Origin of the sequence: Enterobacter cloacae complex sp. FDA-CDC-AR_0132 (genome assembly GCF_003010695.1) — a bacterium.
Classification (GTDB): Bacteria; Pseudomonadota; Gammaproteobacteria; order Enterobacterales; family Enterobacteriaceae; genus Enterobacter; species Enterobacter ludwigii.
In genome coordinates, this window is sequence record NZ_CP027618.1 from 1858175 (window position 1) to 1870728 (window position 12554).

The 12554-nt window shown below is 52.9% G+C and carries 9 protein-coding genes and 5 tRNA genes; 13 read left to right on the forward strand and 1 reads right to left on the reverse strand.

Annotated features, from left to right (window positions below; translation table 11 throughout):
• Positions 1 to 117 precede the first annotated feature (117 nt).
• From AM379_RS09025 to dppF, 9 genes are all read left to right on the forward strand, one after another.
• Positions 118 to 816, forward strand: a complete 699-nt coding sequence (locus AM379_RS09025) for an autotransporter domain-containing protein (RefSeq protein WP_020882635.1) — start codon at positions 118 to 120, stop codon at positions 814 to 816.
• A gap of 238 nt (positions 817 to 1054) precedes the next feature.
• Positions 1055 to 2257, forward strand: a complete 1203-nt coding sequence (locus AM379_RS09030) for an L-lactate MFS transporter (protein WP_106503626.1) — start codon at positions 1055 to 1057, stop codon at positions 2255 to 2257.
• 261 nt (positions 2258 to 2518) lie between these two features.
• Positions 2519 to 4210, forward strand: a complete 1692-nt coding sequence (eptB, locus tag AM379_RS09035) for a kdo(2)-lipid A phosphoethanolamine 7''-transferase (RefSeq protein WP_025206419.1) — start codon at positions 2519 to 2521, stop codon at positions 4208 to 4210.
• Between the two features lie 91 nt (positions 4211 to 4301).
• Positions 4302 to 4378 (forward strand) — tRNA-Pro (locus AM379_RS09040).
• Positions 4379 to 4998: 620 nt separating this feature from the next.
• Positions 4999 to 6606 (forward strand): dipeptide ABC transporter periplasmic-binding protein DppA, encoded by a 1608-nt coding sequence (dppA, locus tag AM379_RS09050; protein WP_014168145.1) that lies wholly within the window; start codon positions 4999 to 5001, stop codon positions 6604 to 6606.
• A gap of 161 nt (positions 6607 to 6767) precedes the next feature.
• Complete coding sequence (gene dppB, locus AM379_RS09055) at positions 6768 to 7787, forward strand: dipeptide ABC transporter permease DppB (RefSeq protein WP_020882632.1); 1020 nt, start codon at positions 6768 to 6770, stop codon at positions 7785 to 7787.
• 9 nt (positions 7788 to 7796) lie between these two features.
• Complete coding sequence (dppC, locus tag AM379_RS09060; protein ID WP_040018429.1) at positions 7797 to 8699, forward strand: dipeptide ABC transporter permease DppC; 903 nt, start codon at positions 7797 to 7799, stop codon at positions 8697 to 8699.
• Positions 8700 to 8709: 10 nt separating this feature from the next.
• Positions 8710 to 9693, forward strand: a complete 984-nt coding sequence (dppD, locus tag AM379_RS09065; protein ID WP_014168148.1) for a dipeptide ABC transporter ATP-binding protein — start codon at positions 8710 to 8712, stop codon at positions 9691 to 9693.
• A complete protein-coding gene (dppF, locus tag AM379_RS09070) occupies positions 9690 to 10703 on the forward strand; it encodes a dipeptide ABC transporter ATP-binding subunit DppF (RefSeq protein ID WP_020882631.1) in 1014 nt (337 codons plus the stop codon). Before dppD ends, dppF begins: the two co-directional genes overlap by 4 nt.
• Positions 10704 to 10753: 50 nt before the next feature.
• Here the strand turns inward: dppF and coaA are convergent, their stop codons facing one another.
• Positions 10754 to 11704 (reverse strand): type I pantothenate kinase, encoded by a 951-nt coding sequence (coaA, locus tag AM379_RS09075; RefSeq protein WP_025206418.1) that lies wholly within the window; start codon positions 11702 to 11704, stop codon positions 10754 to 10756.
• A 315-nt stretch (positions 11705 to 12019) separates the two neighbouring features.
• Here coaA and AM379_RS09080 point away from each other — a divergent pair.
• The 4 genes from AM379_RS09080 (at position 12020) to AM379_RS09095 (ending at position 12461) form a co-directional block, all read left to right on the forward strand.
• Positions 12020 to 12095: transfer RNA gene (locus AM379_RS09080), tRNA-Thr, on the forward strand.
• 8 nt (positions 12096 to 12103) lie between these two features.
• Positions 12104 to 12188 (forward strand) — tRNA-Tyr (locus AM379_RS09085).
• 116 nt (positions 12189 to 12304) lie between these two features.
• Positions 12305 to 12379, forward strand: a tRNA-Gly gene (locus AM379_RS09090).
• A 6-nt stretch (positions 12380 to 12385) separates the two neighbouring features.
• Positions 12386 to 12461 (forward strand) — tRNA-Thr (locus AM379_RS09095).
• Positions 12462 to 12554 lie beyond the last annotated feature (93 nt).

Genomic DNA, 12554 nt, shown 5'->3' on the forward strand with positions numbered 1-12554 from the left:
GTCAGGCTTGACGTGTCTACTATAAAGACAATAGTTAATACAGGGCCATATGCCCGCAAAACTCTTCCTAAACAATGACAAATATCGCCGAATTCGGCTCTCTCTGGAGTCGCTTTGATGATGATAAAAAAAATCAGTGGTCGCCATGCTGTTTCTGGCCTGGCGGGGATTTCAGCCTGTCTGTTTTTTTGTAATACAGCATTTGCCTGGCAACAGGAATATATCGTTTCAGACGCCCAAAGTAATACGGCGGAACGCTATACATGGGATGCGGATCACCAACCGCGTTATGAGGATATTCTCGCCGAGCGGATTCAGTCCTCACAAAATGCCCCCGGGCTTGCGCTGAGTTTACCGTCGGGTTCCACGCCGGCAGGGGCCATGAGCGTGGGCTGGAACATTCCGGTGTCAGGGCGTATCACGACCGGTCCGGTGATGGCATGGCGTTATGACGGCACGGCACCGATGATGATCAACGAATTTGGTGACAGCGCGACGACGCAGGGGCTTACCGACCCACTCTGGCATGCCAGCGTTAGCACGCTTGGCTGGCGCGTGGATACACAGTACGGCGAGCTTCGCCCGTGGGCGCAGATAAGCTATAACCAGCAGTTTGGTGAAAACCAGTGGAAATCCCAGTTTGGGATGCCACAGACACCTGCACCGACACAAAGCGGCAACTGGATGGATGTAACCGTCGGAACGGATATTCCGTTTAATACGCATATGGCGGCCTATGCGTCGCTGGCACAAGGGGAATACACCACCACGGGTGAGGAGTTTATGTACACCCTGGGCGTGAGCGCTAATTTTTAAGGTTGTTACTTTTTTAAACGTGCCGATAACATCCTGAATACAATAGCCGTGGGGGTTGTAGCGATAGCAGTCACTAACACGCTGTCGCTTCATTCCCCGGCAAGGTCATTCATTCCCGATTTATGGCATTTCATTCCTTTCCTCCTGCATTTCATGCCGTTTTACCCCAGGCATATTAAGGTTTTGTTTATCGTTGTCCTCAGCGGATTCCCTTACTTTCTCTTGCAGGACAACTGCCATGAACACATCAACTAACAACCGTACACGCTGGCTAACGCTTTTTGGCACCATCGTGACCCAGTTTGCGCTGGGGTCGGTCTATACCTGGAGCCTGTTTAACAGTGCACTTTCCGATAAGCTTGGTGCACCGGTCAGCCAGGTGGCGTTCTCCTTCGGCTTGCTGAGCCTCGGGCTGGCGCTTTCATCTTCCGTCGCGGGAAAATTGCAGGAGCGATTCGGCGTGAAGCGGGTGACGATGGCATCCGGTATCTTGTTGGGCGTGGGCTTTTTCCTGACGGCGCATTCCAGCAACCTGATGATGCTGTGGCTGAGCGCCGGGGTGCTGGTGGGACTTGCCGACGGTGCAGGTTATCTGCTGACCCTGTCAAACTGTGTGAAGTGGTTCCCGGAACGTAAAGGTTTAATCTCTGCGTTTGCCATCGGGTCCTATGGCCTGGGGAGCCTCGGTTTTAAATTTATCGATTCCCACCTGCTTGCTTCCGTGGGGCTCGAAAAAACGTTCATGATCTGGGGCGCTATCGTTCTGGTCATGATCCTGTTCGGCGCCACGCTGATGAAAGATGCGCCGCAGCAGGAAGTGAAAACCGTTAACGGTGTGGTGGAGAATGATTTCACCCTTGCGCAGTCTATGCGTCAACCACAGTACTGGATGCTGGCGGTCATGTTCCTGACAGCCTGCATGAGCGGTCTGTATGTGATTGGGGTGGCGAAAGATATTGCTCAGGGAATGGTGAAACTGGATGCGGCAACAGCGGCGAATGCGGTCACCGTCATCTCCATTGCCAACCTCTCTGGCCGTCTGGTGCTCGGGATTCTGTCTGACAAAATTGCCCGTATCCGCGTGATTACTATCGGGCAGGTTGTTTCGCTGGTGGGGATGGCGGCGCTGTTGTTTGCCCCACTGAACGAAGCCACGTTCTTCGCCGCAATTGCCTGTGTGGCCTTTAATTTCGGCGGCACGATTACCGTCTTCCCGTCGCTGGTCAGTGAGTTCTTCGGCCTGAACAATCTGGCGAAAAACTACGGCGTTATCTATCTGGGCTTTGGCATCGGCAGTATCTGCGGCTCGTTAATCGCCTCGCTGTTCGGTGGGTTCTATGTGACCTTCTGCGTGATATTTGCTTTGCTGATAATCTCGCTGGCCTTGTCGACCACCATTCGCCAGCCGCAGCGTGAAGTCTTTAACGAAGCGCATGCCTGACGACAACAAAAAAAGGCCGGTTATCCGGCCTTTTTATTATCTTAAAAACTGAGGCTTAGATGAAAACGTCGGTTTCAGGATTTGCTTTTTTGTAAATAACTGCACCGATCACATTCTCTGTTGCCACTTTTTCCCATCCCTGTGGTCTACTTACCACGCTTGTAGACGTTTCTGATTAACGATCCCCTGAGCGTATATCTAATCTGCCTACTTTTAATACCGAGTGGGCGGTGGTACCGTCCCTTTTTCCGGGTAGCTTGCATGAAATACATTAAATCGATGGCGCAACAAAAGCTCTGCTTTTTGCTGGCGTTGTACATCGGCCTGTTTATGAATGGCGCAGTTTTTTTCCGTCGGTTTGACGGATACGCGCACGATTTTACCGTCTGGAAAGGAGTTGCAGCGGTTGTCGAATTGGTCGCTGCTGTACTGGTCACCTTCTTTTTATTCCGGGTTCTCACCCTGTTTGGCCGCCGCGTATGGCGAGTACTGGCAACGTTTATTGTGCTGTGCTCCGCTGGTGCCAGTTATTACATGACTTTTATGAACGTTGTCATTGGCTACGGCATTATTGCTTCGGTGATGACGACGGATATAGATCTCTCTAAAGAGGTCGTTGGTCTGCACTTTATTCTCTGGCTGGTGGCAGTCAGTACCTTGCCGCTGCTGCTCATCTGGAGCAACCGCTGCCGGTACACGCTGGTACACCAGATTCGCACGCCGGGGAAACGTTTCAGAAGTGTCGCGATTGTGCTGCTCGCTGGGTTGATGGTCTGGGGGCCGATTCGCCTGCTGGAAGTGAAGCAGAAAAATTATGAGCGTACGTCTGGCGTGGACATGCCAAGCTACGGTGGTGTGGTTGCAAATTCTTATTTGCCGTCAAACTGGATTTCCGCTCTGGGGCTGTATGCCTGGGCACAGGTGGACGAATCCTCTGATAACAAATCGTTGTTGAACCCGGCAAAGAAATTTACCTATGACGCGCCAAAAGATATCGATGATACCTATGTCGTCTTTATCATTGGTGAAACGACACGCTGGGATCATATGGGCATTCTGGGTTATGACCGTGATACCACGCCTAAACTGGCTCAGGAGAAAAACCTGGTTGCCTATCGCGGTTACTCCTGTGATACCGCCACCAAGCTCTCCTTACGCTGCATGTTTGTGCGCGAGGGTGGAGCGAGCGATAACCCGCAGCGAACACTGAAAGAGCAAAATGTCTTCTCGGTGCTTCACCAGCTCGGCTTTACTTCCGCTCTGTATGCAATGCAAAGCGAGATGTGGTTCTACAGTAACACCATGGCGCAGAACATTGCCTATCGTGAGCAAATCGGTGCGGAGCCACGTAACCGTGGCAAGTCTGTCGATGATATGTTGCTGATTAATGAGATGAAGCTCTCTCTTAATGGAAATCCTGATGGTAAGCATATGATTATTCTGCATACCAAAGGATCGCACTTTAATTACACCCAACGGTATCCGCGTAGCTTTGCCAGGTGGACGCCGGAATGTATTGGTGTGGATAAAGACTGTACCAAAGACCAGTTGATTAACTCTTTCGATAACTCAGTGTTGTATGTGGATCACTTTATCGATTCGGTGATTGACCAGGTACGCGATAAGAAAGCGATTGTGTTCTATGCAGCGGATCACGGTGAGTCAATTAATGAATTTGAGCACCTGCATGGTACGCCACGTAATATGGCTCCTCCGGAACAGTTCCGCGTGCCCATGATGGTGTGGATGTCGGACAAGTACCTCGAAGACCCGGAGAAAGCGAAGATGTTTGCCCACCTGAAAAAAGAGGCAGACATGAAGGTGCCGCGTCGTCATGTTGAGCTGTACGACACCATTTTGGGTTGCCTGGGTTATACCTCTCCTGATGGCGGTATCAACGAAAATAACAACTGGTGCAAACTCCCTGATAGTAAGGCGAAAGCCGCGCAGTAACGCGTCTGGCGAGAATATCGCCAGTTGAAGGGCTTTTTTAATTTAAGGGATTGACGGGGGCGCACCTCAGCAGTAAGATGCGCTCCGCATTCGGCGAGTAGCGCAGCTTGGTAGCGCAACTGGTTTGGGACCAGTGGGTCGGAGGTTCGAATCCTCTCTCGCCGACCACATTTAAAGAAGGGCTAACCGCAAGGTTAGCCCTTTTTGCATTAGCAGCTTACTCATCCTGATTCACCAAAACGCCCCTTATCCCGCCTTCTTCCTGTCTGTTAACGATTTTGTGACATAATCCATTGTATTTTTTTATATATAGATTGATCTTTTTTCGCGTTGCTTATGGATAACCTCAGCATTTTTCGCTGTGCGTTTTAACGTTCGCGGTATTTAGTGCTCAGATAATCACCGTTCTGCAAGAAAATTTACCCGATCTGAATAAAAGTTAATCACTGATTGTTGCGAAATATGAAGATAATTGTGCTGCAACATAGCGAGTAGCATAAATTTCCCTGCTGAAAACTGGCATACATAGTTTTTTTAATCTTTGTTTGCGGTTTCTCACACTCAGCGTAAATCCCCGTCACCTGTATTGACGTTTTCACATTCTGTTGACAGATTGTAGGGCATGAGGGGCATTTCAGGGACGATCTGCGCTGCAACTCAAACGCTCTTCTGAAAGGATTCTCCATCCCTTAAACGCCTTCGGGCATCACCGACCGGACCGGGTAAAAAATAAATAAAGGTCTGGCGGCGTAACACAACAAAGCAAAACATCACATTGGAGCAGAATAATGAGTATTTCCTTGAAGAAGTCAGGGATGCTGAAGCTTGGTCTGAGCCTGGTGGCTATGACCGTGGCAGCAAGCGTACAGGCAAAAACCCTGGTTTACTGTTCTGAAGGCTCGCCGGAAGGCTTTAACCCACAGCTCTTTACCTCTGGTACGACTTACGACGCAAGCTCTGTGCCTATCTATAACCGTCTGGTTGAATTCAAAACCGGTACCACGGAAGTGATCCCAGGTCTGGCGGAGAAGTGGGACGTCAGCGAAGACGGTAAGACCTATACCTTCCACCTGCGCCAGGGCGTGAAGTGGCAGGACAATAAAGAATTCAAACCAACGCGCGATTTTAACGCCGATGACGTTGTGTTCTCCTTCGACCGTCAGAAAAACGCTCAGAACCCGTATCACAAAGTGTCTGGCGGCAGCTATGAATACTTCGAAGGGATGGGCCTGCAGGACCTGATCGCTGAAGTGAAAAAAGTGGACGATAAAACCGTTCAGTTCGTGCTGACGCGTCCGGAAGCACCATTCCTGGCTGACCTGGCTATGGACTTCGCCTCTATTCTGTCTAAAGAGTACGCGGACAACATGCTGAAAGCCGGCACCCCGGAGAAAGTGGACCTGAACCCAATCGGTACCGGTCCGTTCCAGCTTCTGCAGTACCAGAAAGATTCCCGTATTCTGTATAAAGCCTTCCCGGGCTTCTGGGGCACCAAGCCGCAGATCGACCGTCTGGTCTTCTCCATCACGCCTGATGCTTCTGTGCGTTACGCAAAACTGCAGAAAAATGAATGCCAGGTCATGCCATACCCGAACCCGGCTGACATCGCGCGCATGAAGCAGGATAAAAACATCAACCTGCTGGAGCAGGCTGGTCTGAACGTGGGTTACCTCTCCTTCAACACCGAGAAGAAACCGTTTGATGACGTGAAAGTCCGTCAGGCGCTGACCTATGCAGTGAATAAAGAAGCGATCATTAAAGCGGTCTATCAGGGCGCGGGTGTTGCCGCCAAGAACCTGATCCCACCAACCATGTGGGGCTATAACGACGACGTTAAAGACTACACCTACGATCCTGAGAAAGCGAAAGCGCTGCTGAAAGAAGCAGGCCAGGAGAAAGGCTTTACCGTTGAGCTGTGGGCGATGCCAGTACAGCGTCCGTATAACCCGAACGCACGCCGTATGGCTGAAATGGTTCAGGCTGACTGGGCTAAAGTGGGCGTTCAGGCCAAGATTGTGACCTACGAGTGGGGCGAGTATCTGAAGCGTGCCAAAGCGGGTGAGCATCAGGCGGTGATGATGGGCTGGACCGGTGACAATGGGGATCCGGACAACTTCTTCGCTACCCTGTTCAGCTGTGCAGCTGCGAAAGACGGTTCTAACTACTCTCGCTGGTGCTACAAGCCGTTTGAAGACCTGATCCAGCCGGCGCGTGCGACCGACGATCACAACAAACGTATCGAGCTGTACAAACAGGCTCAGGTTGTGATGCACGATCAGGCTCCGGCTCTGATTGTGGCTCACTCCACCGTGTACGAACCAGTGCGTAAAGAAGTGAAGGGCTACGTGGTTGATCCACTGGGCAAACACCACTTCGAAAACGTCTCTGTTGAATAATAAGTAGGGTGTTCTCCCTCTCCTTCACGGAGAGGGCAGGGGTGAGGGCGTGCATGCATTCCCTCACCCTAATCCTCTCCTGAAGAGAGAGGGAATTTACATTTGTGAGCAATACAGACGTCACGCCAACTGGTTGTACGTCATCAGAGAGAATCCGGGTTATGTTGCAGTTCATCCTCCGACGTCTGGGACTTGTTATCCCCACGTTTATCGGTATCACCCTTCTCACTTTTGCCTTCGTCCATATGATCCCCGGCGACCCGGTAATGATTATGGCGGGCGAGCGTGGTATTTCACCTGAACGCCATGCACAGCTGCTGGCTGAGCTTGGCCTGAACAAACCACTGTGGCAGCAATACCTCAACTATATCTGGGGCGTGTTGCACGGTGATTTAGGGATTTCGCTGAAAAGCCGTCTTCCGGTGTGGGACGAGTTCGTGCCGCGTTTTAAAGCGACACTGGAGCTTGGTGTCTGCGCCATGATTTTCGCCACTGCGGTGGGTATCCCTGTTGGGGTCCTGGCTGCCGTGAAACGTGGCTCTATTTTCGACCATACGGCTGTTGGCCTGGCGCTGACGGGTTACTCCATGCCTATCTTCTGGTGGGGCATGATGCTGATCATGCTGGTCTCGGTGCAGCTAAACCTGACGCCGGTCTCCGGACGCGTCAGCGATATGGTCTTCCTGGATGATACGAATCCTCTGACCGGTTTCATGCTGATCGATACGGCTATCTGGGGCGAAGAGGGTAACTTCATTGATGCGGTGGCACATATGATCCTGCCTGCGATGGTGCTCGGCACCATTCCTCTGGCGGTTATCGTGCGTATGACCCGTTCTTCAATGCTGGAAGTGTTGGGTGAGGATTACATTCGCACCGCACGCGCCAAAGGTCTGACGCGTATGCGCGTCATTATCGTTCACGCCCTGCGTAACGCCATGCTGCCGGTGGTGACTGTTATTGGTCTGCAGGTGGGGACGTTGCTGGCGGGGGCGATCCTGACCGAAACCATCTTCTCCTGGCCGGGCCTCGGACGCTGGCTGATTGACGCACTGCAACGCCGTGATTATCCGGTAGTGCAGGGCGGGGTATTGCTGGTCGCGACGATGATTATTCTCGTCAACCTGCTGGTCGATTTGCTCTACGGCGTGGTGAACCCGCGTATTCGTCATAAGAAGTAAGGGGCCATCATGTCACACATTTCTGAAAATAAAGTGGTTACTGCACCGGTTCCCATGACGCCGCTGCAGGAATTCTGGCACTACTTCAAGCGCAACAAAGGCGCGGTGGTGGGGCTGGTTTATGTCTCTGTCATGATCCTGATTGCGGTGTTTGCCAACGTGCTTGCACCGTATAACCCGGCGGATCAGTTCCGTGATGCGTTGCTGGCACCGCCAGCATGGCAGGACGGCGGTAGCCTGTCGCACCTGCTGGGTACCGATGACGTGGGCCGCGATGTGCTGTCGCGTCTGATGTACGGTGCGCGTCTGTCGCTGCTGGTCGGCTGCCTGGTGGTCGTGTTGTCGCTGGTTATGGGGATCGTACTCGGTCTGGTTGCTGGCTACTTCGGCGGCATTATCGATAACATCATCATGCGTATCGTCGATATCATGCTGGCGCTGCCCAGCTTGCTGTTGGCGCTGGTACTGGTGGCGATTTTTGGTCCGTCGATCAGTAACGCCGCGCTGGCATTAACCTTCGTGGCGCTTCCCCACTATGTGCGACTCACGCGTGCGGCGGTGCTGGTGGAAGTAAACCGCGACTACGTAACGGCCTCCCGCGTGGCGGGTGCTGGCGCGATGCGTCAAATGTTCGTCAACATCTTCCCGAACTGCCTGGCGCCGCTGATTGTTCAGGCGTCGCTCGGTTTCTCTAACGCCATTCTTGATATGGCCGCTCTTGGCTTCCTGGGCATGGGTGCGCAGCCGCCAACACCGGAGTGGGGCACCATGCTCTCCGATGTGTTGCAGTTCGCCCAAAGCGCCTGGTGGGTTGTGACCTTTCCGGGTCTGGCAATCCTGCTGACGGTGCTGGCATTTAACCTGATGGGTGATGGCCTGCGTGATGCACTTGATCCCAAACTGAAGCAGTAAGAGGCACGAGATGGCGTTATTAAATGTAGATAAATTATCGGTGCACTTCGGTGACGAAGGCACTCCGTTTCGCGCCGTGGACCGCATCAGCTACAGCGTAAATCAGGGCGAAGTGGTCGGCATTGTGGGTGAGTCGGGTTCCGGTAAGTCGGTCAGTTCACTGGCCATCATGGGGCTGATTGATTATCCCGGCCGTGTGATGGCCGAAAGTCTGGAGTTTAACGGTCAGGACCTGCAGCGTATCTCCGAAAAGCAGCGCCGCCAGCTGGTCGGTGCGGAAGTGGCGATGATCTTCCAGGACCCAATGACCAGCCTGAACCCTTGTTACACCGTGGGATTCCAGATTATGGAAGCCATCAAGGTGCACCAGGGCGGGAATAAGAAGACCCGGCGTCAGCGTGCGATCGATCTGCTAAATCAGGTCGGTATCCCTGACCCGGCATCGCGTCTGGACGTTTACCCGCACCAGCTCTCCGGGGGGATGAGCCAGCGTGTGATGATCGCCATGGCGATTGCCTGTCGGCCAAAACTGCTGATTGCGGATGAACCGACAACGGCACTGGACGTGACTATCCAGGCGCAGATCATCGAGCTACTGCTGGAACTGCAGCAGAAAGAGAACATGGCGCTGGTGCTGATTACGCATGACCTGGCGCTGGTGGCCGAAGCGGCGCACAAAATTATCGTGATGTACGCAGGTCAGGTGGTCGAGACTGGACATTCGCACGATATTTTCCGCGCGCCGCGTCACCCGTATACGCAGGCGCTTTTGCGTGCGCTGCCGGAGTTTGCCCAGGACAAAGCGCGCCTGGCATCACTTCCGGGCGTCGTACCGGGTAAATATGACCGACCGCAGGGCTGCCTGCTTAATCCGCGTTGTCCGTATGCCACAGACAAATGTCGTGCAGAAGAGCCAGAGCTCAACCTGCTTGCTGACGGTCGTCAGTCGAAATGCCACTACCCACTCGATGATGCCGGGAGGCCAACACTATGAGTACGCAACAGGCCACCACGCAACAACCGCTGTTGCAGGCTATCGACCTGAAAAAATACTATCCGGTGAAGAAGGGGCTGTTTGCGCCTGAACGCCTGGTGAAAGCGCTGGATGGCGTATCCTTTACCCTTGAACGCGGCAAAACGCTGGCGGTGGTCGGTGAGTCAGGCTGTGGCAAATCGACACTGGGTCGTTTGCTGACGATGATTGAAGTCCCCACCGGCGGTGAGCTCTATTATCAGGGACAGGACCTGCTCAAGCACGATCCGCAGGCGCAGAAACTGCGCCGTCAGAAAATCCAGATTGTGTTCCAGAACCCGTACGGATCGTTGAATCCGCGTAAAAAAGTGGGACAGATTCTGGAAGAGCCCCTGCTGATTAACAGCAATCTGAACAAAGAGCAGCGTCGTGAAAAAGCGCTGGCGATGATGGCGAAAGTGGGCCTGAAGACCGAGCATTACGATCGTTATCCGCATATGTTCTCTGGCGGCCAGCGCCAGCGTATCGCGATTGCGCGTGGTTTGATGCTCGACCCTGACGTGGTCATCGCCGATGAGCCGGTATCTGCCCTCGACGTTTCTGTGCGTGCGCAGGTGTTGAACCTGATGATGGATCTGCAGCAGGACATGGGGCTGTCGTACGTGTTTATTTCGCACGACCTGTCGGTTGTGGAACACATTGCCGACGAAGTGATGGTGATGTATCTGGGGCGCTGCGTGGAGAAGGGGACAAAAGAGCAGATCTTTACTCATCCTCGTCACCCGTACACCCAGGCGCTGCTGTCTGCGACCCCGCGTCTGAACCCTGACGATCGTCGTGAGCGTATCAAGCTGACGGGTGAATTGCCCAGCCCGCTGAATCCGCCTCCAGGCTGTGCATTCAACGCCCGCTGCAGTCGCCGCTTTGGCCCGTGCACCCAGTTGCAGCCACAGCTCAAGGATTATGGCGGTCAGCTGGTTGCCTGCTTCGCGGTCGATCAGGATGAGAATGGCGAAAAGCCGATGGCGTAATCCATCAATAAAAAAACCGGCGCTAAGCCGGTTTTTTTATGTCTGCGTGATTACTTGCGCAGACGGATCTGGTCGACAGCGTGTTTCTCACTCTTGGTGAGGATCAGGCTGGCGCGCTCACGTGTGGGCAGAATGTTCTCTTTCAGGTTCACGTAGTTGATCTCATTCCACAGCCCTCGCGCCACATTAATGGCTTCTTCTTCAGAAAGCTGGGCGTAGTGGTGGAAATAGGAGTCAGGATCGGTGAACGCGCCTTCACGGAACTTCAGGAAGCGGTTGATATACCAGTTCTGCAGCAGGTCTTCCGGCGCATCGACATAAATAGAGAAATCGACGAAGTCAGAGACAAACACATGATGGGGATCGTGAGGATAATCCATCCCGCTTTGCAGGACGTTTAACCCTTCGAGGATCAGGATATCCGGCTGAACCACCGTTTTGTCTCCACCCGGGATGCGATCGTAGATCAGGTGCGAATAGACCGGAGCCGTCACGTTAGGCGCGCCCGATTTCAGGTCAGAGACAAATTTCACCAGACGGTGCATATCATAAGAGAGCGGGAAGCCCTTCTTCTTCATTAGCCCGCGTTCCTTTAACACCTCATTCGGGTGCAGGAAACCGTCAGTGGTGATGAGCTCCACGCTGCGGTGTTCTGGCCAGCGGCTCAGTAACGCCTGCAATACACGTGCGGTGGTGCTTTTACCGACGGCCACGCTGCCTGCAATGCTGATGATATAAGGAATGCGTTGGCCGTTCGTCCCGAGGAACTGCTCCAGCACCGCCTGACGGCGCAGGTTGGAGCTGATATAGAAGTTAAGCAAGCGCGAGAGTGGTAAATAGATTTCTGCCACTTCTTCCAGCGACAGATCTTCGTTTATCCCCTTTAACCGTGCGATTTCGCCTTCCGTCAGCGTCATCGGGACGGAGTCACGCAGTGCAGCCCACTGGCTACGGTTAAACTGAAGATAAGGTGTCATTAACGTTTGCTCTTTTTTGCTCATAAGCATGCTTCAGTGAGCCAGCACAACACAGCGCGTCCGGGCTCAACATAGTTAATTTTGGACAATGGGCAGGAGGTTAACACCAGATGACAGGAATAATAAGAAAAAATATGGGGAAGCGATGCTTTACGCGGGAGTCATCACGATACGGTATATGTGGTGTAAATCGGGCGCTGATGTTGAATTTTTGACCTTGAGTGGATGAATTTACAGCGGCTAACCCTGGTTTCGAATAAAATGTGAGCGAAAGAACGTTTTATGCAATTTTTTAGTTGCATGACTGCGCATGTCTCCATAGAATGCGCGCTACTTGATGCCGACTTAGCTCAGTAGGTAGAGCAACTGACTTGTAATCAGTAGGTCACCAGTTCGATTCCGGTAGTCGGCACCATCAAGTCCGGTGGGGTTCCCGAGCGGCCAAAGGGAGCAGACTGTAAATCTGCCGTCACAGACTTCGAAGGTTCGAATCCTTCCCCCACCACCACTTTCTGGCAGCGTTAAGCCGCCGGAGCTGGTTTGAAAATTGAATCAGCTCGAACCTAAAAAGAGAGAAATCTCTTTTTTTGTTACAGAAAGAACTGGGTAGCCGAGTTTCAGGATGCGGGCATCGTATAATGGCTATTACCTCAGCCTTCCAAGCTGATGATGCGGGTTCGATTCCCGCTGCCCGCTCCAATACGTGCTGATATGGCTCAGTTGGTAGAGCGCACCCTTGGTAAGGGTGAGGTCCCCAGTTCGACTCTGGGTATCAGCACCACTTCACTTCTCCTTCCCGTTTCTCTCTGTTTCAATTTTACTGTATTCAACAATTCAGGCATTTCGCCTGGTTGATGTGGTGATATCACCGATT